19 protein-coding genes and 1 tRNA gene are annotated in these 22,520 nt (G+C 69.0%); 14 read left to right on the top strand and 6 right to left on the bottom strand.

The features are described from left to right. The first annotated feature begins 83 nt into the window (after positions 1 to 83). From gabT to RIN43_RS14945, 6 genes are all read left to right on the top strand, one after another. On the top strand, positions 84 to 1,442 hold the full coding sequence (gene gabT, locus RIN43_RS14920; RefSeq protein ID WP_309129711.1) for a 4-aminobutyrate--2-oxoglutarate transaminase: 1,359 nt from the start codon (positions 84 to 86) through the stop codon (positions 1,440 to 1,442). Positions 1,443 to 1,537: 95 nt separating this feature from the next. Further along, positions 1,538 to 2,902 (top strand): NAD(P)/FAD-dependent oxidoreductase, encoded by a 1,365-nt coding sequence (locus tag RIN43_RS14925; RefSeq protein ID WP_309129712.1) that lies wholly within the window; start codon positions 1,538 to 1,540, stop codon positions 2,900 to 2,902. Beyond that, the gene (locus RIN43_RS14930) at positions 2,899 to 3,783 is read left to right on the top strand and encodes a universal stress protein (protein WP_309129713.1); all 885 of its coding nucleotides are present in this window, start codon (positions 2,899 to 2,901) and stop codon (positions 3,781 to 3,783) included. Before RIN43_RS14925 ends, RIN43_RS14930 begins: the two co-directional genes overlap by 4 nt. Beyond that, complete coding sequence (locus RIN43_RS14935) at positions 3,783 to 5,327, top strand: APC family permease (RefSeq protein WP_309129714.1); 1,545 nt, start codon at positions 3,783 to 3,785, stop codon at positions 5,325 to 5,327. Before RIN43_RS14930 ends, RIN43_RS14935 begins: the two co-directional genes overlap by 1 nt. Before the next feature lie 33 nt (positions 5,328 to 5,360). Continuing rightward, positions 5,361 to 6,833 (top strand): NAD-dependent succinate-semialdehyde dehydrogenase, encoded by a 1,473-nt coding sequence (locus tag RIN43_RS14940; protein ID WP_309129715.1) that lies wholly within the window; start codon positions 5,361 to 5,363, stop codon positions 6,831 to 6,833. A gap of 28 nt (positions 6,834 to 6,861) precedes the next feature. Beyond that, entirely contained in the window at positions 6,862 to 8,223 is a 1,362-nt protein-coding gene (locus tag RIN43_RS14945; protein WP_309129716.1) for an NAD-dependent succinate-semialdehyde dehydrogenase, read from the top strand. Between the two features lie 123 nt (positions 8,224 to 8,346). Here RIN43_RS14945 and RIN43_RS14950 read toward each other — a convergent pair whose 3' ends face one another. Together RIN43_RS14950 and RIN43_RS14955 are read right to left on the bottom strand one after the other, a co-directional pair. Continuing rightward, positions 8,347 to 11,139, bottom strand: coding sequence for a hypothetical protein (locus RIN43_RS14950; RefSeq protein WP_309129717.1), 2,793 nt, complete (start codon positions 11,137 to 11,139; stop codon positions 8,347 to 8,349). A 43-nt stretch (positions 11,140 to 11,182) separates the two neighbouring features. Beyond that, positions 11,183 to 12,994 (bottom strand): HSP90 family protein, encoded by a 1,812-nt coding sequence (locus tag RIN43_RS14955; protein WP_309129718.1) that lies wholly within the window; start codon positions 12,992 to 12,994, stop codon positions 11,183 to 11,185. 212 nt (positions 12,995 to 13,206) lie between these two features. Between RIN43_RS14955 and RIN43_RS14960 the strand changes: the two genes are divergently transcribed. The 5 genes from RIN43_RS14960 to rplA all read left to right on the top strand — a co-directional run bounded on the left by RIN43_RS14960 (position 13,207) and on the right by rplA (position 16,019). Next, positions 13,207 to 13,279 (top strand) — tRNA-Trp (locus RIN43_RS14960). Between the two features lie 40 nt (positions 13,280 to 13,319). Further along, positions 13,320 to 13,586 (top strand): preprotein translocase subunit SecE, encoded by a 267-nt coding sequence (secE, locus tag RIN43_RS14965; RefSeq protein WP_309129719.1) that lies wholly within the window; start codon positions 13,320 to 13,322, stop codon positions 13,584 to 13,586. Between the two features lie 41 nt (positions 13,587 to 13,627). Then, positions 13,628 to 14,638: a transcription termination/antitermination protein NusG gene (gene nusG / locus RIN43_RS14970; RefSeq protein WP_309129720.1), complete on the top strand. Its 1,011-nt coding sequence runs from the start codon at positions 13,628 to 13,630 to the stop codon at positions 14,636 to 14,638. Positions 14,639 to 14,886: 248 nt separating this feature from the next. Next, the gene (gene rplK, locus RIN43_RS14975; protein ID WP_309129721.1) at positions 14,887 to 15,318 is read left to right on the top strand and encodes a 50S ribosomal protein L11; all 432 of its coding nucleotides are present in this window, start codon (positions 14,887 to 14,889) and stop codon (positions 15,316 to 15,318) included. An 11-nt stretch (positions 15,319 to 15,329) separates the two neighbouring features. Then, on the top strand, positions 15,330 to 16,019 hold the full coding sequence (gene rplA, locus RIN43_RS14980; RefSeq protein ID WP_309129722.1) for a 50S ribosomal protein L1: 690 nt from the start codon (positions 15,330 to 15,332) through the stop codon (positions 16,017 to 16,019). Between the two features lie 72 nt (positions 16,020 to 16,091). Here the strand turns inward: rplA and RIN43_RS14985 are convergent, their stop codons facing one another. After that, the gene (locus tag RIN43_RS14985) at positions 16,092 to 16,757 is read right to left on the bottom strand and encodes a LysE/ArgO family amino acid transporter (protein WP_309129723.1); all 666 of its coding nucleotides are present in this window, start codon (positions 16,755 to 16,757) and stop codon (positions 16,092 to 16,094) included. Between the two features lie 70 nt (positions 16,758 to 16,827). On the opposite strand from RIN43_RS14985, the gene RIN43_RS14990 reads away from it, so the two are divergent. Further along, the gene (locus tag RIN43_RS14990; RefSeq protein WP_309129724.1) at positions 16,828 to 17,712 is read left to right on the top strand and encodes a LysR family transcriptional regulator ArgP; all 885 of its coding nucleotides are present in this window, start codon (positions 16,828 to 16,830) and stop codon (positions 17,710 to 17,712) included. Positions 17,713 to 17,734: 22 nt separating this feature from the next. Here the strand turns inward: RIN43_RS14990 and RIN43_RS14995 are convergent, their stop codons facing one another. Together RIN43_RS14995 and RIN43_RS15000 are read right to left on the bottom strand one after the other, a co-directional pair. Continuing rightward, positions 17,735 to 18,268 carry a MarR family transcriptional regulator gene (locus RIN43_RS14995; protein WP_309129725.1) on the bottom strand — a complete coding sequence of 178 codons (534 nt, stop codon included), beginning with the start codon at positions 18,266 to 18,268 and terminating at the stop codon, positions 17,735 to 17,737. Beyond that, positions 18,261 to 19,931 carry an MDR family MFS transporter gene (locus RIN43_RS15000; protein ID WP_309129726.1) on the bottom strand — a complete coding sequence of 557 codons (1,671 nt, stop codon included), beginning with the start codon at positions 19,929 to 19,931 and terminating at the stop codon, positions 18,261 to 18,263. The genes RIN43_RS14995 and RIN43_RS15000 overlap by 8 nt, the downstream gene beginning before the upstream one ends. 251 nt (positions 19,932 to 20,182) lie before the next feature. Between RIN43_RS15000 and RIN43_RS15005 the strand changes: the two genes are divergently transcribed. Next, positions 20,183 to 21,211 (top strand): hypothetical protein, encoded by a 1,029-nt coding sequence (locus RIN43_RS15005; protein ID WP_309129727.1) that lies wholly within the window; start codon positions 20,183 to 20,185, stop codon positions 21,209 to 21,211. A gap of 163 nt (positions 21,212 to 21,374) precedes the next feature. Here the strand turns inward: RIN43_RS15005 and RIN43_RS15010 are convergent, their stop codons facing one another. Continuing rightward, positions 21,375 to 22,052 carry a YqaJ viral recombinase family protein gene (locus RIN43_RS15010; RefSeq protein WP_309129728.1) on the bottom strand — a complete coding sequence of 226 codons (678 nt, stop codon included), beginning with the start codon at positions 22,050 to 22,052 and terminating at the stop codon, positions 21,375 to 21,377. Positions 22,053 to 22,408: 356 nt separating this feature from the next. Between RIN43_RS15010 and rplJ the strand changes: the two genes are divergently transcribed. Continuing rightward, a partial coding sequence (gene rplJ / locus RIN43_RS15015; RefSeq protein WP_309129731.1) for a 50S ribosomal protein L10 occupies positions 22,409 to 22,520 on the top strand: 112 nt, incomplete at its 3' end.

Consider the following 22,520-nt stretch of genomic DNA (forward strand, 5'->3'; position numbering starts at 1 on the left):
CCTTATACGGTTGGGCGAAATCTTCTCGACGATTGTACGACCGGGCGAGTGCATCGGTGTCGACGTCGTCGTAGCCTCGCCGCATGACACTCATCGACGAGACCACCTCCGCACCGACCGGCGGGCCCGCTCTTGCGCAGGTCCGTCGTGTGACCACTCCGCTTCCGGGCCCCCGTTCAGCCGCGATCCTCGCCCGCAAGGCCGACGCTGTCGCCTCGGGTGTCGCGCACTCGATGCCCGTGTCCATCGTCGCCGCCGGCGGCGGCGTCGTCGTCGACGCCGACGGCAACTCGCTGATCGACCTCGGCAGCGGCATCGCCGTCACCACCGTCGGCAACGCGCACCCGAAGGTCGCCGCGGCCGTCGCCGCGCAGGCGGCGCAGTTCACCCACACCTGCTTCATGGTGTCGCCGTACGAGTCGTACATCGAGGTGGCGGAGGCGCTGAACCGGCTCACCCCTGGTGACTTCGCCAAGAAGAGCGCCCTCTTCAACTCGGGCGCGGAGGCCGTCGAGAACGCGATCAAGATCGCCCGCAAGCACACCGGCCGTCAGGCCGTCGTCGCGTTCGACCACGGCTACCACGGGCGCACCAACCTCACGATGGCGCTGACCGCCAAGTCCATGCCCTACAAGAGCGGCTTCGGTCCGTTCGCACCCGAGGTGTACCGCGTGCCGGGGTCCTATCCGCTGCGCGACGGACTGACCGGCGTCGAGGCTGCCAAGCGCGCCATCACACTGATCGAGAAGCAGATCGGCGTCGACAATCTCGCCGCCGTCATCATCGAACCCATCCAGGGCGAGGGCGGCTTCATCGTCCCGGCCGACGGATTCCTCGACGCCATCGTCGAGTGGAGCCGCTCCAACGGTGTGGTCTTCATCGCCGACGAGGTGCAGACCGGCTTCGCGCGCACCGGCGCCATGTTCGCGAGCGAGATCTTCGGTATCGAGCCCGACCTGATCACCACTGCCAAGGGCATCGCCGGCGGTCTGCCGCTCGCCGGCGTCACCGGCCGCGCCGAGATCATGGACGCGGCGCACGCCGGCGGACTGGGCGGCACCTACGGTGGCAACCCGATCGCCTGCGCCGCCGCGCTCGCCGCCATCGACGCCTTCGAGAACGACGGTCTCGTCGAGCGCGCTCAGCAGATCGGCGAGATCCTGTTCGGGCGGCTGAACGGCATCCGCGAGAAGGACGCCCGTATCGGCGAGGTGCGCGGTCACGGAGCCATGGTCGCGGCCGAGTTCGTGAACCCCGAGACCGGCGAGCCGGACGCCGCCCTCACCTCGGCGGTCGCCAAGGCATGCGTCGCAGAGGGCGTCGTCGTGCTCACCTGCGGCACCTTCGGCAACGTGATCCGCTTCCTGCCTCCGCTCGCCATCGGCGACGATCTGCTGAACGAGGGCCTGGACGTCGTCGCCGCCGCCCTGGCGAGCGCCTGAGACCGTCGGCCGCGATCCCGGTCGGGGGATCACGGATCGCGGCCGGCAACACCGTCGACCCCCCGCAGACCCATCCGTATCGAAGGAGATCACCCATGACCGAGCACGAGATCAGCCGCGACGTCGTGATCGTCGGCGCGGGCGCCGCCGGCACCACCGCCGCGAACGAGCTGCGCAGGGCCGGGCTCTCCGTGGCCGTGTTGGAGGCCCGCGATCGCGTGGGCGGGCGGCTGTGGACCGACATCATCGACGGCGCCATGCTCGAGATCGGCGGGCAGTGGGTCTCACCCGATCAGGACGCTCTGAAGGAGACGATCGAGGAACTGGGCCTCGAGACCTACAGCCGCTACCGCGACGGCGACAGCGTCTACGTCGGCCCCGACCGACAGCTGCACCGCTTCACGGGAGAGATGTTCCCCGTCTCGCCGGCGACCGAGGCGGCCATCGCCGAGATCACCGAGCGCCTCGACGCGATGGTCGCCGAGATCGACCCCGACCGCCCCTGGGAGCATCCGAACGCGGCCGAATGGGACGCGGTCACCTGGGACGCCTGGCTGCGCGAGCAGACCGACGACGACGAGGCCGTCCGCAACCTCGCCTTCGCCACGGGTTCCGCGATGCTCACCAAGCCGACCCACGCCTTCTCACTGCTGCAGTCACTGCTGATGGCTGCATCCGCCGGCTCGTACTCGAACCTCGTCGATGCCGACTTCATCCTCGACAAGCGCGTCGTGGGCGGACTGCAGCAGGTCCCGCAGCTGCTCGCCGAGCGCCTCGGCGACGACGTCTTCCTCAATCAGCCCGTGCGCACCCTCGAGTGGGGTGAGAGCGGTGTCGTCGCGACGACCGACGAGATGACCGTCCGGGCGCGCTACGCGATCCTCGCGCACGCCCCCGTTCTCTACGACCGCATCTCCTTCGTGCCGCCGCTCCCGCGTCGCCAGCACCAGCTGCACCAGCACCTGTCGATGGGCTTCGTGATCAAGGTGCACGCCGTCTACGACCGGCCGTTCTGGCGCGAGCAGGGCCTCAGCGGCACGGCGTTCAGCCCCTACGAGCTCTGCCACGAGGCCTACGACAACACCAACCACGGCGACGAGCGCGGAACACTGGTCGCATTCGTGTCCGACCGCAATGCGGACGACGTCTTCGCGCTCAGTGCCGAGGAGCGCAAGGAGCGCATCCTCGACTCGCTGTCGCACTATTACGGCCCGGAGGCGAAGAATCCCGTCGTCTACTACGAGAGCGACTGGGGCAGCGAGGAGTGGACCCGCGGCGCGTACGCGGCCAGCTTCGACATGGGCGGTCTGCACCGCTACGGGGCGGATCTGCGCACCGCCGTCGGACCGATCCACTTCGCCTGCAGTGACATGGCTGGTGCCGGATACCAGCACGTCGACGGCGCGATCCGCATGGGACGCCTGGCAGCGGCGAACATCGTCGAAGCGAGCCGCTCGTGACCGCGCCCATCGTCGTCGGGTACACCGCGACGGACGCCGGAGCCGACGCCCTCGCGCTCGGCATCAGGCTCGCGCGCAGCCTCGGAGCAGCCCTGCACCTGGTGATGGTGCTGCCGGCCGAGGGCACCAGGAACGCCGCCGTCGCACCGGAGCGGGCGTACGAGGACCTGCTGCGGGAACAGGCGCGCGAGTGGCTGACTCAGGCCGTGAGGGGTGTGCCGGAGGGCCTCGCGCGCACGGGACACGTCCGTTTCGGCGAGTCGTTCGCAGAGGGACTCATCGCCGCGGGCGAGGAGTTCGGCGCCCGGCTGATCGTGGTCGGCGCGGCCGGAGGCGGCCGCTTCGGCCGGCATCGTCTCGGCAGCGTCGCCTCGGAACTGCTGCACTCCTCGACCATCCCGGTCGCCCTGGCGCCGGCCGGCATCGCCCAGCAGGACCAGCATCTCGTGTCGCGGGTGACAGCGGCGCTCGGCACCCGGCCGGGCGCCGACACCCTTCTCGATGAGGCCGTGGCGCTCGCGGGTGACACCGGTACCGGCCTGCGGCTCGTGTCGCTGGTGCCGTTCGACGTGCCGCCCGGCCTCGACACGGGCATGATCCGCCTGGTCGGCGGCGCGCACGCGCACGACGTGATGACGGAGGCCCGCGGCCGCCTGCCCGAAGGCATCGACGCCGTCGTGGAGGAGGCGCCGGGCGACACCGTCGAGGACGCCGTCGGCCACCTGGCGTGGCTCCCCGGCGAGGTCGTGCTGGTCGGCTCCAGCAGGCTCGCGCAGCCGCGCCGGCTCTTCCTGGGCTCCACTGCGGCGAAGATGCTGCACGTGCTGCCCGTCCCCATGATCGTCGTACCGCGCACGAGCGCCGAAACAGGAGTCCGCTGATGACCAGCACCAACAGGGCGACGGAGCCCGAAGCCGGAGTGACGACCGGGATCTCCCAGAAGGGTCTGAGCGCCGGCGCCGTCGGCGTGCTCGGGGCCGTCGTCATCGGGGTCTCCACGATCGCCCCCGCCTACACGCTCACGGCGTCGCTCGGGCCGACCGTGGCCGTCGCGGGCACCCAGGTGCCCGCGATCATCCTGGTGGGCTTCATCCCGATGCTGCTGACCGCGTTCGGCTACCGCGAGCTCAACCGCGTGATGCCGGACTCCGGCACCTCCTTCACTTGGGGCGTTCGGGCCTTCGGGCCGTGGATCGGCTGGATGACGGGGTGGGGACTGGTGGCCGCGACGGTCATCGTGCTCTCGAACCTGGCCGGCATCGCGGTGGAGTTCCTCTTCCTGCTGATCGCGCAGCTCACCGGCAACGCCGGCATCGCCGATCTCGCGTTCAACCCCTTCATCAACGTGATCGTCTGCCTGCTGTTCATGCTCGGCGCGACGCTGGTGTCGTACCGTGACATGCAGACCACCCAGAAGTTCCAGTACATCCTGGTGGGGTTCCAGGTGCTCGTGCTGGTCATGTTCGCCACGGTGGCGGTCGTCAAGGCGATGCAGGGGGATGCTCCCGAGCCGACCGCGTTCTCGTGGTCGTGGTTCAACCCGTTCGAGGTGCCGACCTTCAGCGCGTTCGCAGCAGGGCTCTCACTGTCGATCTTCATCTTCTGGGGCTGGGACGTGGTCCTCACCATGAACGAGGAGACCAAGAACCCCGAGAAGACCCCTGGTCGCGCTGCGATGGTCACCGTGGTGATCGTCGTGAGCCTGTACCTGCTGCTGTCGATCGGTCTCATCATGTTCGCCGGAGTGGGAAGCGGCGGGCTCGGCCTCGCCAACGAGGACATCTCGGCCAACGTCTTCTTCGCGCTGTCCGACCCTGTGCTCGGGCCGCTCGCCTTCCTGGTGTCGCTCGCCGTGCTGTCGAGCTCGGCGGCGTCACTGCAGTCGACGGCAGTCGGCCCCGCCCGCACGCTGCTCGCTATGGGACACTACGGAGCGCTGCCCAAGAAGTTCGCGCGCGTGAGCCCGCGCTTCTTCACCCCCGGCTACGCCACCATCGTCTCCGCGGTCGTCGCCTCAGTGTTCTACGCGGTCATGCGACTGCTCAGCGAGAACGTGCTCACCGACACGATCCTGTCGCTCGGCATGATGATCTGCTTCTACTACGGCCTCACGGCGTTCGCGTGCGTCTGGTACTTCCGCCGCCAGTGGTTCGACTCCGCCCGCAGCTTCTTCTTCGCCTTCCTGTTCCCGCTGATCGGTGGCGGCATCCTCGCCGTGCTCTTCGTGACGACATTGATCGACTCGATGGACCCCGCCTACGGCAGCGGATCGAGCATCGGCGGCGTCGGGCTCGTGTTCGTCCTCGGCGTCGGCATCATCGTGGTCGGCATTGCGATCATGATCTGGCAGTCGATCCGGCGCCCGGCCTTCTTCCGCGGTGAGACCCTGGGTATGGACGCCCCTCCCAGCATCCGTCGCCGCTGACCCACCTCATCCCTCACAGAATCGAGACGAATCATGAGCACAGTCGCATCGAACGAGCAGGAGCTGCTCGCCGGCATTCCCTCCGGCCTTTTCATCGGGGGCCAGTGGATCGACGCAGAGGAGGGGCGCACCTTCGACGTGCACGACCCCTCCACCGGTGATGTGATCGCCTCCATCGCCGACGCGACACCCGCCGACGGCATGCGCGCCCTCGACGCCGCCGTCGCCGCACAGGACGAGTGGGCGGCGACGCCTCCGCGCACGCGCAGCGACATCCTTCGCCGTGCGTTCGACCTCGTGCAGGTGCACAAGGAGGACCTCGCGCTGCTGATGACTCTGGAGATGGGAAAGCCTCTGGCGGAGTCGCGCGGCGAGGTCGTCTACGGCGGCGAGTTCCTGCGCTGGTTCAGCGAGGAGGCCGTGCGCATCACCGGCCGCTACGGGTTGAATCCCGAGGGCACCGGACGCATGGTGGTCTCGCAGCGCCCTGTCGGCCCTTCGTTCTTCGTGACGCCGTGGAACTTCCCGTTCGCAATGGCCACGCGCAAGATCGCCCCCGCGCTCGCCGCGGGCTGCACCGTGGTCATCAAGCCCCCGGCACTCACGCCGCTCACGACCATGTTCTTCGCGAAGCTCCTCGAAGAGGCCGGCCTGCCCTCCGGCGTGGTCAACGTCGTCCAGACCTCTCGCTCCGGAGCGCTGTCCGGGCCCATCATCGCCGACCCGCGCCTGCGAAAGCTGTCGTTCACCGGATCGACCGAGGTCGGCCGCAAGCTCATCGCCCAGGCGGCGGAGGGCGTGCTGCGGGTGTCGATGGAACTGGGCGGAAACGCACCGTTCGTCGTGTTCGAGGACGCCGACCTCGACAAGGCGGTCGACGGCGCGATGCTGGCCAAGTTCCGCAACATCGGCCAGGCGTGCACCGCGGCGAACCGCTTCATCGTCCACCAGGACGTCGCCGAGGAGTTCGCGCGCCGGGTCACCGAGCGCGTGCAGGCCATGAAGATCGGTCGCGGCACCGAGGAGGGCGTGGCGATCGGTCCGCTGATCGACGCCGACGCCGTCGCCAAGGCGCAGGAGCTCGTCGGAGACGCGGTCGATCGCGGTGCGCGGCTGCTCGCCGGCGGCAACGCACTCGAAGGCACCGGTACGTTCTACGAGCCGACCGTGCTCACCGATGTCGTCGCAGGCAGCGCCATCCTTCGTGAGGAGATCTTCGGCCCTGTGCTCGCGGTCGCGACATTCGCCGACGAGGCGGAGGCCGTGCGCCTCGCCAACGACACCGAGTACGGCCTCGTCTCGTACGTGTTCACCCAGGACCTCGGCCGAGGGCACCGCATGATCGACGCGCTCGAGACCGGCATGATGGGTCTCAACGTCGGTGTGGTCTCGAACGCGGCCGCTCCGTTCGGCGGCGTGAAGCAGTCCGGCGTCGGCCGCGAAGGCGGATTCGAAGGCATCCACGAGTACCTGTCCACCAAGTACACGCTCATCCCCAACAGCTGACCGCCGCACCATCCGGAAAGGACAAGACATGACCGACTACGCCGTCGTCAATCCCGCCACCGGCGAGACCGTCGCCACCTATGACACGTTCACCGACGCCCAGATCGAAGACGCGGTCGCGCGCGCGGCAGCCGCTGCCGTGACGTGGGCGGCCACCTCGCCCGCCGACCGCGCCGCGGTGATCCGTCGCATCGCCGAGCTGCACCGCGAGCGCAAGGACGAGCTCGGCTCGATCATCGTGCGCGAGATGGGCAAGCCGATCGCCGCAGCCGTCGGCGAGGTCGAGTTCGCCACCGACATCATCGAGTTCTATGCCGACAACATCGAGAAGATCACGGCCGACCAGCCGCTGGACATCCTCGGCGACGGTACCGCCGTCGTGCGCCGCGCGCCGCTTGGCGCCCTGCTCGGCATCATGCCGTGGAACTTCCCGGCCTACCAGGTGGCCCGCTTCGCAGCGCCCAACCTCGCGATCGGCAATACGATCATCCTCAAGCACGCCCCGCAGTGCCCGGAGTCGGCCGCCGCGATCGAGGCGATCTACCGCGACGCCGGCCTGCCGGACGGCGGTTACGTCAACGTCTACGCGACGAACGAGCAGGCGGCGACGATCATCGCGGACCCGCGCGTGCACGGCGTCTCGGTGACCGGGTCGGAGCGGGCAGGTGCGGCCGTGGCCGAGGTCGCAGGCCGCAACCTCAAAAAGGTCGCGCTCGAGCTGGGCGGGTCCGACCCGTTCATCGTGCTGAGCGCGGACGACCTCGACGCCGTGGTGCAGAACGCGGTCGACGCACGCCTCGACAACAACGGGCAGTCGTGCAACGGCGCGAAGCGATTCATCGTCGTGGACGGGCTGTACGAGGAGTTCACCTCGAAGTTCGTCGCGTCCCTCGCCGCGGTCAAGGCGGAGGACCCCACCCAGGAGGAGACCGTGCTCGGCCCGCTGTCGTCGCTGGCCGCCGCCGAGCGCCTGCAGCAGCAGGTCGACAACGCGGTGGCGCAGGGGGCGACCCTGCTCACCGGCGGTACCCGCGAGGGTGCGTTCTTCGCTCCGACGGTGCTCGCCGACGTGACCGCCGACATGGACGTCTACCGCGAGGAGCTCTTCGGTCCCGCTGCGGTCGTCTACCGCGTGGCCGATGAGGACGCCGCGGTGAAGGTCGCCAACGACACCTCGTTCGGCCTCGGCTCGTACGTGTTCACCACGGATGCCGAGCAGGCCGAGCGCGTCGCGAACGGCATCGAGGCCGGCATGGTCTACGTCAACCTGGTGCTCGCCGACAGCCCCGAGCTGCCCTTCGGCGGGGTGAAGCGCAGTGGCACCTCGCGTGAGCTGGGCCTGCTCGCCGCCGACGAGTTCGTCAACAAGAAGCTCATCCGCAAGGCCTGAGCGCGAACCCAACCGCGCCGGAGCAGGAGTTTCACCGGGAACAGGACGGATGCGCCAACGCCGTCCTGTTCTCGGCGGATCTCCTGTTCTCGTACGACTCGTGCGGCGAGTCCCGAGGTTCGCTCAGTCCAGCAGTGCCCGCACCTGCGCGGCCTCGCCGGTACGGCCAAGATGCTCGAGCACGTCGCCGAGCTCCAGCGCCGCGACCTGTCGCAGCGGCGGGATCTCCGCTGCCCGGTCGAGCACGCCGCGGTACAGCGAGACGGCGTCGTCGTGCCGCTCGGCCGACACCAGTGTGCGCGCGGCGAACAGCTCCGACCCGCCGGCGGAGCCCACGTCTCCCAGCCCTGCGAAGCCGTCAGCCGCGTTGAGCAGAGCAGAGACGGCCTCGTCGATCCGGCCGAACTCCGTCAGTGCCCGTCCGCGCGAGTCGGTGACGTCGGCGAGCAGCCAGTCGGCGTCGTGCTCGACTGCCAGGGCTGCGACCTCGTCGAACAACCCGAAAGCCCGTTCATCGGATGCCGCCCCGTACGACTGCCCGAGGTTGTGAAGCACCTCGACGACCGCACCCACGGCCTCTGTCGGACGAACGATCTCGGCGGCCTGCTCCAGCAGCTCGCGCGCGTCGGAATGCTCGCCGAAGCGCGCCAGGATCTTCGCCTGCTCGGTGAGCATCAGCGCCTGCTCGGCCGGCTCCTCGGCCTCGCCGTGCAGCTCAGCGGCATAGCCGAAGGCGCCCACCGCCTGGCCGAACTCCTCCGAGGCCGCGAGAGCGCGCGCGAGCAGCGCGACGGTCACCGCACGGGAGGATCCCGGAGCCCCGGTCGCCTCCTCGCGCTGCAGCACGTCGCCGAGCAGCTCCGCCGCTTCGGCGGCGTGGCCGGCGGCCAGCATGGCGCGGCCGAGGCGGAAGTCTGCTCCGATGGCGTCGCCGCCGTGCTGGGCGATCAGACGAGCACCGAGCCGGAAGCGCAGCAGGGCGCTGTCGGCGTCGCCGGCATCCTCCCAGAGGGCGCCGGCCAGCATTTGCGCCGACGCCAGGGACTGCGACCCTCCGAGCGACGCGAGGATCGCCGCCGCCGCGTCGGCATCCGCCGCCCCTTCGGCCACCATCCCCGCGCCGCCTCGCATGCGGGCTCGCATTTCCAGCACGCGGGCGCGCTGGCCCGGGTTGAGGTCGTCCTGAGCGAGCAGGGCCTCCACGATCCCGTCTGCGCGCTCCATGTCGCCGGCGCGCAGCAGCGCCATCAGCGCCATCAGCGACGTGCCCGCCACGAGGCGGGTGTCTCCTGCCTCGTCGAAGGCCCGTGCGGCGTGCTCGGCGAGGTCCAGAGCCGCCGCCGTGTCGTCGGCCCGCAGGCGACACGATGCCAGAGTCAGCGCCAGATCTCCTCGCGTCCATGCGGGCAGCCGCGCGGCATCCGCCCACTCGCTCTCGAGCGCCGCGACATCGCCGTCCTCGACGCGGCCGAACAATGCCAGGCCCAGTCGGTCCTCGAGGGCCGCCTGTTCCTCCTTGCCGGCCTCGCGGAGCGCAGCGGCACGCTCCGGAAGGAGGTCGGATGCCTCGGACCAGCGCTCCAGCGACGCAAGCGCGCCGATCCGCAGGCCGAGCAGTCGAGCCCGCTGCAGCGGGTCGGCGACTGACGCCGCACGCGGCGCGGCAGCCAGGGCGTCGTGTTCAGAGCCGTAGCTGCCCAGCGCCACGGCGCGATCGAACCAGCCCTCGGCATCCGACGGCTCCGGCGCGACCGGGGCCGTCACGAACGCGTCGGACTGGATCGGCACGTCCCAGCTCTCCGCGGCGAGAGCGTGCAACCGCGCACGCCGATCCGCGTGCCCGGTCGTGCCGTCGCGCTCGTCGAAGTCGGCGCCGATGCGCTCGGCCGCAGCCGCGGCGGCTGCGGCCAGCTCGGATGCCGTCCATGCGCCATCATGCGGCCCGAAGAACGGCTGCAGACTCGGGGCATCCGCTCCGCGCACCGGGGTGTCGCCGTGCCCGGCCTCCGCGACCCTGCCGAGGGCGAATGCGATCGCCGACAGAGCGGCGAAGTGCCCGTCGACGTTCAGCCGGTCGTGCGCCAGCCAGGGCAGGTGGCGCTCGACCAGGGCGAGCGCTCTGGCCTCGTTCCCGGTGACCGCGGCGAAGACGAGGTTGTTGGCGATGATGCCGATGTTGTCGGGGTTGTCTTTCGCGAGGCGGTAGCTGCGCAGATGCGCGGCCCGTGCGTCCTCCGTGCGTCCTGCGCGCAGGTATGGCAGCAGCACACGGGAGAGCGCGTGCTCCGGCTCCTCGCCGCAGGAGAATCCGCCCGCGATCATCTCCTCGACCAGGCGGATGGCCTCCTCGTTCCGACCCGTTTCGGCGAAGAAGCCCGCGACCTGGCTGCGACCGCACGCATCGCAGTGGCTGTAGTCGTCGCGCGGCGTCGCCTCCAGCTGCACGCGCAGCCGCTCGGCCTCATCGTGCCTTCCGGCGTCCCACGCGTCCTCGAAGCGCGCGGTGAGCACCCCGCTCATGCCGAGTCCCGAACGCCGGTAATGCTCTTCCATGTCGTCGAGCACCGCGGCGATCTGAGCCGCCGAGAACGCGGGGGAGGAGCGCAGCGCCGACGCCATCCATTTGAACTGCCACATGAGGTCGGCGGCGCCGTTCTCGATGTCGAGCGGGAAGCGTGCCGGGTCGGCGTCGTGCCTGGAGAGGCACCAGGCGAACGAGTTGAGCATGACGTCGGTGTGGCCGCCCATGTTCGCCGAGGCCGTCTGCCGCATGCGAGCCTGGTACTCCAGCTGCTCGTCGCCGAGATCCTGCGCGAGCGCTACGGCCTCCGCCACGAGCGCCTGCTCCGCGGGTCCCCACGGGGTGCGGTCGATCTCCTCCAGCAGCTGCGAGAACCGCGCCTGCGATGATGCCATCGGGAACCTCCTGGATGAGACGGATGCGTAATGGAGCGGGCTGTCAGAGGTCGAAGGGGAAGCCCTCGGCGCCGACACCCGCCGACAGCGCGACCAGATCGGTGAGCGCTGCGGTCATGAGCGACCGGTCCGCGTCGGACAGCGGGTGGTGCCCGGCGAGCAGCGCCTGGATGTAGAGCAGCTGCACGGTGCGGGAGAAGACGGCCTCGTCCTCGACGCCCGACAGGGTGCGCACCACGCGGTTCGACCAGTTCAGACACAGCCGCGCCGACGTGTCGTCGTCGGGCACGCCGACGGCATGGTCGATGCGCGAGAGCACGTCGCCCCACAGTCCGTTCGCGATGCCCCTGGTGCGGCTGCGGTCGATGGCGCGCAGCACGCTCGGGTCGGCGACGTAAAGGCCGGTGAGCTGCCCACGATCGATGGAGCGCACGATCACGGCGCATCCGGATGCCGCCAGCACGGCGCTCGCGCGGTCTTCCAGCCGGACGGCCGCTGCGCGATCGTCGAGCGGGGGCGGGTCGAGCCGATCGAGCTCGCCGGCGACATCGATCTGCTCCACGACCAGGTGCGGGTACTGCTCCGGCAGGGACGCCACGAGTTCGGCGTCGAAGAGGTAGCCGCCGTTGACCAGCACCTCGGATGGCGGGACGATGCCGGCGACCTGGCGGAACTCGTCGACCGTGCGGGCATATCGCACCGTGCCGAACCGCTCCACGAGATCGCCGACGCGCATCGATCCGTGCGTGGTCTCCACCGTCAGCCAGCGGGTGATGAAGCGCGCGAGCTCGTCGTCATGCCGTACAAGCGACTTCAAGCCCAGTTCATGCACCGCGACGAACTGGGCGAGACGGTGCGGAGCGGTGAGCCCGAGCTCCAGCACCCACCGGCGGATGCCTGCGCCCAGTTGCTCGCGCACGTGCTCGAGCGCACGGTCTTCGACGAGCGATTCGCGGCTGGCTGTGGGGGACAGACCGGTCGAGTCGACGACCGCCCGCACGAAGAACGCCCAATCCGGCAGCACGTCCGCGGCGCGTTCGGCGAGCAGCATCCGCCCGAGGTACATGCGGGTGGCCTGACGCGCACCCGGCGGGGGAGCATAGGGCAGCACATAGGCGAGACCGCGCGTGCCGGTCGCCGGTTCGCCGATCTCGATCACGTCGAGCGGAGACGTTCCGATCAGATCGCGCCCGTACTCGAGCGCGGCATCCGCCCCGCCCTCACCGAGGAAGGGTGCCTGGCGAGTGATCTCCTGGTCGCCACCCGGCATCTCCACGACCACCCGCACCGGCAGGAACTCGGCGAACGCGGTCGCCAATTCGCGCACGGCGGCAGGACGCAGCAGATCGTCGGAGTCGAAACGCGGCGTCAGATGCACGCTGGTGCCGACGGGCAGCCGCTCGTCGAGCTCGACGACCTGGAAGGTGCCGTCTGCGTTGCCCGTCCACTCCACGCTCGCGCCGCCCCTGGCGCTCTGCGAGCGGATCACGATCCGGTCCGAGACCATGAAGCAACTCAGCAGGCCGATGCCGAACTGACCCAGGTAGTCGCTTCGCGGCATGTCGAAGATGTCGCGCTTCGAGCTTCGGCCGACGGTGGCGAGCAGATCGGCCACCTCGGCGGCCGTCAGCCCCACGCCGTCGTCGCGGAGCACGAACTCGCCGCTGGTGTGGCTGAGCGGCGTTATGCGGATGCTGCCGCCTGCGCCGTCGACTTCGGATCGGGCGGCGATCGCATCGCGTGCGTTCTGCAGCAGCTCGCGCAGGTAGACACGAGGGCTCGAGTAGATGTGCCTGCTCAGGAGGTCGACGACGCCGCGCAGGTCCACCTGGAACTGCTGCACGTACGCACTCATCTGATCCACCTCCTCGCCGTGTCGCTCGCCGTGACTAACAGTCTGCCCGACTGCGGCAGCGGGGCGGGCCAGTGGGCGCGACTCACGCGGGAGTGCCGTCCGGTTCGGTCGGGCTCCCGGGATGACGTACACTTGAGGGGCAGTTGTCTGCATCCTTCGCCGTGCCTGAGATGGTGCGTGTCGGTTGCAGACCCAGAGGCCACCCGGTCTCTAGGGCGGTAGCTCAATTGGCAGAGCAGCGGTCTCCAAAACCGCAGGTTGCAGGTTCGATTCCTGTCCGCCCTGCGCGTCAGCGCACACGCTGGCTCACGAAAGGTACGTCAGGATGGATCAGGACGAAGTTCGCGGCGACGTCGTCGCAGCAGGCTCGTACTCCCTGGGCGACAAGAAGCTCGGCTTCTTCGGCCGGATCGCCCTGTTCTTCCGCCAGGTGATCAGCGAACTGCGCAAGGTCGTCACTCCGACCCGCAAGGAGCTGGTCAAGTTCACGCTCGTCGTTCTGGTCTTCGTGGTGATCGTGATGGCCCTGGTCTACGGCCTCGACTGGCTGTTCGGAACCGCCACGCATTACGTGTTCGGAGTGCCGAGCTGACGCACCTGCGGCGACTGCCGCAGTGATTGGAAAGAAGCAAAGTGTCTGAACGATATTCCGACGACGCCGACTGGGCCACCGCTGCAGAGCAGTCCAGCGAGGAGGATGAGGCCCAGGAGGGCAACATCCTCGCCGAGCAGGAGCTCTCGGCGACCTCGGCGGAGCACATCGCCCTGCATGTCGAGGGCGACGGCGAGATCGAGGAGTACGACGACACGGATGACACCGACATCGACGACCCGGAGGCGGACGCGATCGTGAACGACGCTCTCAACCTGAACGAAGCGGCCGAAACCGAGGCCGCCGCTGAGGTTCTCAACGACGCCGTGGCGGAGGAGACCGCCGAGGCCGAGGCCGCTGAGGCCTCGGAGGTGACGCCCTACGACGGCCCGGATGTGACCGACGACGAGGATGCGGACGCAGCCGAGGAGGACCCGTACGAGGCGTTCCGCGCCGACCTGCGGATGCTCCCCGGCAAGTGGTACGTCATCCACTCCTACGCCGGCTTCGAGCGCAAGGTGAAGGCCAACATCGAGCAGCGCAAGTCGACGCTCGAGGTCGAGGACGAGATCTACCAGGTCGAGGTCCCCATGGAGGACGTCGTCGAGATCAAGAACGGTCAGCGCAAGATGGTCACCCGCGTGCGCATCCCCGGCTACGTGCTGGTGCGCATGGAGCTCAACGAGGACACCTGGTCGGTCGTCCGCCACACGCCCGGTGTGACCGGCTTCGTCGGCAATGCGCACAACCCGACGCCGCTGCGTTTCGAAGAGGCCTTCAACATGCTGAAGTCGCTCGTCGAGGTCAAGGACGTCCCCACCGCGAAGTCCATCGCGGCGAAGGGCGGCGTCGCCGTCGCCCGCCCGGTCATGGCAGAGGTCGACTTCGAGATCGGCGAGACCATCACGATCAAGGAGGGCTCGTTCGCAGGCCTTCCCGGCACGATCAGCGAGATCAAGCCGGAGAGCGGCAAGCTCACCGTGCTCGTGTCGCTGTTCGAGCGCGAGACCCCGGTCGAGCTGTCGTTCGATCAGGTCACCAAGATGATCTGACCCCTCTTCATCGAGAGCGGCCGTCCCTTCGGGGGCGGCCGTTCCCGCATCCGCCGGTCGTTCTCGCGTCCGCGGTGTCCCCGCGTCGCACGCGGGCTCGAGGTGGGCGTAGGGCATCCACCGGATCGGGTAGACTTACATGGTTTGTGTGCCGCTTCGGCGTGCGCGCGAGCAGCACCGCGACCCGGAGACGCCGGGTTCGCGGGAGAGGGATGCCGCACGGCATCCGCTCGATGAAAGGAAAGAGAATGGCACCGAAGAAGAAGGTGACCGGCCTGATCAAGCTTCAGATCAACGCCGGTGCAGCCAACCCGGCGCCGCCGATCGGCCCCGCGCTCGGTCAGCATGGCGTCAACATCATGGAGTTCTGCAAGGCGTACAACGCCGCGACCGAGTCGCAGCGCGGCAACGTCATCCCCGTCGAGATCACCGTCTACGAGGACCGCAGCTTCACCTTCGTCCTGAAGACCCCGCCGGCAGCAGAGCTGATCAAGAAGGCGGCCGGAGTGCAGAAGGCCTCGGCCACCCCGCACACCGTCAAGGTCGGCAAGATCACCAAGGATCAGGTCCGCCAGATCGCCGAGACCAAGCAGGCCGATCTGAACGCGAACGACATCGACGCCGCGTCGAAGATCATCGAGGGCACCGCCCGCTCGATGGGCATCACGGTCGAGGGCTGAGGGAGATAACTATGGCTACCAAGTCCAAGGCTTACAAGAACGCCGTCGCGAAGATCGAGGCGGACCGCTTCTACACGCCCACCGAGGCCGTCGCCCTGGCGAAGGAGACCGGTTCGGCGAAGTTCGACTCGACCGTCGAGGTCGCGCTGAAGCTCTCGGTCGACCCGCGCAAGGCTGACCAGATGGTGCGTGGCACCGTCATGCTCCCGCACGGTACCGGCAAGACCGCTCGCGTCATCGTGTTCGCCAACGGTCCGGCCGCTGAGGCCGCGATCGCCGCCGGCGCCGACGAGGTCGGTGGCTCTGAGTTGATCGAGAAGGTCGCGGCCGGATGGACCGACTTCGACGCAGCCGTGTCGACCCCCGAGCTCATGGGCCAGGTGGGTCGTCTGGGTAAGGTGCTCGGGCCCCGTGGTCTGATGCCGAACCCGAAGACCGGCACCGTGACCCCCAACCCGGCCAAGGCCGTCGAGGAGATCAAGGGCGGAAAGATCGAGTTCCGCGTCGACAAGCACGCCAACGTGCACTTCATCGTCGGCAAGGCCTCGTTCTCGGCCGAGCAGCTCGACGAGAACATCAAGGCCGCACTCGAGGAGATCGTGCGCCTGAAGCCGTCCAGCTCGAAGGGCCGCTACATCCAGAAGGGCGCCGTGTCGACCACGTTCGGCCCCGGCATCCCGCTGGACGTCAACGCCATCTGAGACTGACGCTCTCATTCGAAGACCCCCGGACCGCCTGGTCCGGGGGTCTTTCGTCTTCGTCATACCGGAGGGTCAGCCGCCCAGCACCGGTATCACCAGGCTCACCCCGAGCACGACCATCACCACGGCGATGCCGGCGTCGAGAATCCGCCACGCGCGTCGCGTGCGCAGCCAGCGACCGACGTGGCGCGCACCGAAACCCAGTCCGGTGAACCACAGGATGCTGGCCAGCACCGCCCCCGCCGCGAACACCCACCGACCGCTGCCGTGCGTCGCCGCGACGGAGCCGAGCATGAGCACCGTGTCCAGATACACGTGCGGGTTCAGCCAGGTGAGCGCCAGCACGGTGGCGAGCACCGGGGCGAGACGTGCGGGTGCGGCTGTGCGGGTGGTGGTGAGCGAGCCACCGGCGGTGCCATAGCCCGTGCCGCCGTCGTCCGCCGTCAGCCCCTGATCCTCGCCGCGCCAGGCGCGCCGTGCAGCCAGCACTCCGTACGCCACGAGGAACACCGCGCCCGCCCACCGGGCGACGACCACCAGCCAGGGCGCGTTCCCGATCACGAAGCCGAGGCCGGCCACGCCCGCGACGATCAACACCGCATCCGAGAGTGCGCAGATCGCGACGACGGGAAGCACGTGCTCGCGGCGCAGGCCCTGCCTCAGCACGAAGACGTTCTGCGCTCCGATCGCGATGATGAGCGACAGGCCGAGGCCGAGGCCGGCGAAGAAGCTGAGCATGTCTCCACGCTAGGGCGCCATCTCCATGAGAGCCAGCGAACAGAACTGCACTGGCATTAGCCTGGCTTATGTGAGGATCGACGCTCAACTCGCAGCCACGGTCGCCGCCGTCATCGACGAGGGCAGCTTCGACGCCGCCGCGCGGCGACTGCATGTGACGCCGTCCGCGATCAGCCAGCGCATCAAGACCGTGGAGCAGCAGCTCGGCAGGGTCGTCGTCGTGCGGTCCAAGCCGGTGCGGCCGACCGAAGCGGGAGAGGCGCTGGTCCGGCTGGCCAGGCAGGTCGAGCTGCTCGAGCACGATGCGGTCGCCGCCTTCGGGCTGGGAAGCGCAGAGGGCGGCGCCGCGCGCATCCGCATCCCGCTCGCCGTCAATGCCGACTCCCTGGCCACGTGGTTCCTGGCGCCCATCTCTCGCATAGCGCGACGGCATCCGATCGACGTCGACCTGCACCGCGACGACCAGAACTACACCGCACGGCTGCTGGAGTCGGGGGAGGTGATGGCGGCGGTCACGAGCGAGTCCGACCCCGTCGGCGGAAGCATGGTCACACCCCTCGGAGTGCTCGAGTACCGGCCCATGGCAAGCGCCGAGTACCTGCAGCGCTGGTTTCCCGACGGCGTCACCGCCGATGGACTCCGCTCGGCCCCCTTCGTCGACTTCGACCGGCGTGACACGCTGCAGCACGACTGGCTGCGCGATCGCGGCGTGGAGCCGTGGTCCGTGCCGCGGCACTACGTTCCCGCGTCACACGACTTCTCTCAGGCGGTGCGACTGGGTCTGGGCTGGGGACTGATTCCCGTGCCGCAGACGAGCGACGACCTCGTGGATATCGGTGGGCCGCCGACCAGGATCGCGCTCTATTGGCAGCAGTGGAACCTGCGATCGCGGCTACTCGACGAGATCGCCGCAGAAGTCGGGGATGAGGCGCGCCGCGTTCTCGCGCCGCTATGAGCAGCGGCGCGGGTCGGCGCGACTACGAGGCGTCGGTCCGATCGGCGCCGGCCTCGCCCTCATCCGCCCGTACGGCATCGAGAGCGTGCTCGTCGCGCGCGGGGTTCTCGCCTGCGCTTAGGGCGTGCAGCAGGCGCGAGAGATTGTCGATGTCGTCGACGTCCCATTCCGCGAGGGTGCGGCGCAGCCGCATGTCGTCCTCGGCGCGCGCCGCCGACAGGCGTTCACGTCCCTCTGCGGTGGCGACGACGAAGCTCGAACGACCGTCCTCGGGATCAGGGGTGCGCTCGACCAGCCCATGACTCTCGAGCTCGCGCAGCAGCCGGCTGACCAGCGACTTGTCGGCCGCCATGCGCTCCGACAGCTCCGACGGGCGCATCCTGTCACCCGTGGCGATGAGGCTGAACATCTTGTACGCGCCTGGAGAGAGACCGGGAGCGAGGCGTGTCGCCAGCTCGAGGTACATGCGGCGCACCCGGGCGAAGAGTGTGCTGAACTCCTGCTCGAGGCCGCGCAGCGCCCGTTCCCTGTCGTCGTCGAGAATCGGCTCAGCCATCGCGACGTCCCCGTCGTGTCGCCTGCGTCGGCACGGGCCCCGTGGCGGCGACGCCCGCGGTCATGCCCTCCTCGGTCGTGATGGTCGCCAGGTCCACCTCGCTCGCCGCGAGCCGCTCCTTGGTGGTCATGCGGGTGAGGGGCAGGTTCGGCAGGAAGAGCACCGCGATCAGGCTGAGCACCGCGAACGGCACGGCGATGAGGAAGGAGGCGGCGATCCCGTGTGCGTAGATGTCCTCGACGATGATCCGCACGACCTCAGGCAGCTTGCTGACCTCGGGCAGGGTGCCGGCCGCCAGCTGCTCGCCGAGCGCCGCGCCCTTCTCTCCGAGTCCTGCGAGCGCCTTGCCCAGCTCGGCCTGACGGTCGGCGAACAGATCGGCGACGCGGGTGCCCAGGGCTGCGCCCATCACCGAGACGCCGACCGTGCCGCCCAGGCTGCGGAAGAAGGTCACCCCCGAGCTGGCGGCGCCGAGATCCTCGGGGCGGGCCGTGTTCTGCACGATGAGCACGAGGTTCTGCATGGTCATGCCCACGCCCGCACCGAGCAGCAGCATGTACACCGAGACGAGCACGAAGTTGGTGTCGTACTGCAGCGTCGACAGCATCACCGAGCCGGCGATCGTGAGCGCCGCTCCCGTGATCACGAATCCCTTCCACCTGCCGTAGCGCGTGATCAGGGCCCCGACCACCATCGACGACACCAGCAGCCCGCCGATCATGGGCAGCGTCATCAGCCCGGCCTGGGTCGGCGTGGCGCCGCGGGCCATCTGCATGTACTGGCTGAGGAACACCGAGGTGCCGAACATGGCGATGCCGATGGCGATCGAGGCGAGCACCGAGAGGGTGAAGGTGCGATCGCGGAACATCGTCAGCGGCACGAGAGGCTCGGCCGAGCGCAGTTCGACGATCACGAACAGCACACCGCCGACGACGGCTCCGCCCACCATGAGGATCGTCTCGACGCTCCACCAGTCGAAGTTCGTGCCGGCGCTTGTCACCCAGATCAGCAGCAGCGAGACCGAGGTGGCCAGCAGCACGATGCCGAGATAGTCGATGCGCACCTTGTCGCGAGTGCGGACGGCAGGCTTGAGGGTGATCTGCAGGATGATGATGGCGAGGACGGCGAAGGGGATCGCGACGTAGAAGTTCCAGCGCCAGTTCGCGACGTCGGTGAGGAAGCCGCCCAGCAGCGGGCCGCCGACCGTCGCTAGCGCCATCACCGCGCCGAACAGGCCCATGTAGCGGCCGCGTTCGCGCGGGCTGATGATGTCCGCCATGATCACCTGGCTCAATGCGGCCAGGCCGCCGGCGCCGATGCCCTGCACGGCGCGGAACGCGATCAGCATCCCGGCATCCTGAGAGAAGCCGGCGGCGGCCGTGGCGCCGACGAAGATGATCAGAGCGAGTTGGATGAGCAGCTTGCGATTGAACAGGTCGGAGAGCTTGCCCCAGATCGGAGTCGCGATCGCTGTGGTGAGCAGCGTCGAGGTCACCACCCAGGTGAAGGCGTTCTGGTCGCCGTTCAGCTCGCTGACGATGACCGGCAGCGAGGTCGAGACGACGGTTCCGGCGAGCATCGACACGAACATGCCGAGCAGCAGGCCGGACAGTGCTTCGAGCACCTGGCGGTGGGACATTGACGGGGTGGCGGGCGCGCTCATCGAACTCCTGAAGTAATGGACAAGCGTCCACTATAGATCGATGGTGGATGGATGTCAACTAACCTCCGGCGCCGGTCGCCGACCTCGAAGTTCACGGCTGACCACGCTCTTCACGCGAAGAACGTGGTCCTCGGTGAACGAGGTGGTCGAAGACGCTGCACTCGCTCTGCACAGGCGGCGTCTACAGCGGAGGCGGCGGGAAGGATGTGGATGGAGGCGATGGGCGAAAGCGGAGACGGCAGGGTGAGGGGATGCCGGAACCCCAGCCCGTGTCACGACGCGCCATCACCATCGACGTGGCGGAACGACTGCTGAGATCGCGGGCGCGCCTGGTCGCCGACGGTGCGACCGATCGGATGCTGAGCGCACGTGTGGCCGATGGGCGCCTCACTCGCATCCGGCGGGGGCACTACGTGCCCACCGATACCTGGGAACGACTGTGGCCCGAGGGGCGGCATCTGCTTCGGGTGTTGGCGGCAGCTCGCGACGCGGAGGCGCCGCCGGTGTTCTGCGGGCTCTCCGCGGTCGTGCTGCACGGTCTGCCGCTGTACCGCGTTCCTGTCGGTCGAGTGCACGTGCTCACCCGGGATCACGTCGGCAGCAGTCGGGTCGTGCAGAGGCATCCGGCCGTAGTCGACGATGCCGATGCCGTCGAGATCGGTGCCATGCGGGTGACGGGGCTCGCGCGCACCGTCTTCGACGTGAGCCGGGTGCTGCACGCGGAGGCAGCGCAGTCGATCGCCGACGCAGCGCTGCGGCGAGTGGCCGTGCGCGGGCAGCGGCAGGAGGATTCGCTGGCCGACGCCTGGCGCGAGGGGATGCTGGCGCGTTTCGACTCCGTGCGTGGTGCGCCGGGGAGCCGGCGTGGCCGCGCGATCGTGCGCTTCGCGGACGGCCGTGCTCAGCTGCCAGGTGAGAGCGTCAGCAGGATGCACCTGATGCGGCTCGGGTTCGAACGCGTGGAGCTGCAGGTCGCCGTTCCGGCATCCGATGGCGGCGAGCATTTCGTGGACTTCGGCCTCGACGAGATCGGCGCATTCGGCGAGTTCGACGGCGCCGGCAAGTACGTCGATCCGGAACTGCGCGGCGGCCGGACCGTCGAGCAGGCGGTGCTCGACGAGAAGGAGCGCGAGGACTGGATCAGGGGTGTGACGGGTCGGCGGATGCTGCGCTGGGGCAGCTCGCACATCCGCACGCTGGCCGACTTCGCGGCCCGCCTGCGCGCGTTCGGCGTACCGCTGACGGGCGATCTGAAGCTCGATCGTCGCCGTCTGCTGTGACCCCACCTCCGCGAAAGACCAGGAAGTTCGCCGAGAACCACGAAGTTCGCGTGAAGAACGTGGTCACGCGTGAAGAACGTGGTCACGCGTGAAGAACGTGGTCACGCGTGAAGAACGTGTCGTCCGTGAACCACGATCGTGAACCCGAAGCGCGGAGACGCGCTCAGTCCGACAGGGCGAGGGCGCGGAACATGTCGCGCTCGCGGAGCGCCTCGCGGCGGGGCGGTGCCGACACCGAGAGCGACGGGGGGACCTGTCCGGTGGTGCGGTGGTAGAGCTCGTCGATCAGGCGGGTCGCGAGGCTCACCAGCCGGCCGATCTCCTTGTCGTCGCGGTCGATCCACACGCACCGCGGCTCATCGTGGATCGGGTTGAAGTCGTCGTGCTCCTCCCAGACGAAGAGCGTGCGTTCGGCGCCGAGCACGTGCTGCTGCCACCAGACCTGCCGCAGGTAGGTGCGCGGGATCGTGCGCCACGACTTGTTCGTGGTCTTGATCTCGGCGAGCAGCACCCGGCCGTCCCCGTCGACGCAGATCCCGTCGGGGGTGGCGAGATGGCGCTTCTCGATCTCGGCGTGGAACAGGGCAGAAGAGGGCAGGATGCTGTGCGTGGCCGCGACCCACGCGGCGATCTCGGGCTCCCGGCGACGGCCGTGGTCGGTGTACGCGTTGCCGCCGAAGCGGGGTCCGGCGCCGAGCTTCGCGTCCGCGGCGCGGGTGATCGACGCCTCGCCGGACAGACCCGCGACGTCGGTCGCGGTGATCCCGCGCGCCCTGGCCCGCAGCCACGCCACCCGGTCGCGGGAATCCGCGACGATGCGGGCCTGCAGTTCGGGAGTCACCGTTCGACCCTACGCCTGCCTGGCGACATCTCCGCACTCACACGCCGCTCTTGAGGCGACCGGCTGTCGAGCACCGATCGGCTCGCCGAGTGCGCCGGGCGCCGTAGCCGGACGCTCGGATTTGGGGGAGAGGGCGGGATGCCGTAGAGTTGTGGCAACCGAAGACCGCCGGTCATCGTCGTGTGCGAACACGAGGATCGAAGCACTGCTCAGCAGGGGCCCGCGCAGGTGACACGAACGAATCCCGAGGATCACGCTCCGTGCGCTTGCGCCGGAGCGTTTTTGTTTGTGTCGTGTGGGGGTCGAGGCCGGTGTCGCACCGCCGTGCGGCGCCACGTAATCATCAAGGAGTGACCATGGCGCAGAAGGATGCATCGGTCGCCGAGCTCACGAAGTCATTCGAGAACTCGAACGCCGTCCTGCTGACCGAGTACCGCGGTCTGACGGTTGCCCAGCTCAAGGAGCTGC

Origin of the sequence: Microbacterium sp. (assembly GCF_031178445.1) — a bacterium.
Lineage (GTDB): Bacteria > Actinomycetota > Actinomycetes > Actinomycetales > Microbacteriaceae > Microbacterium.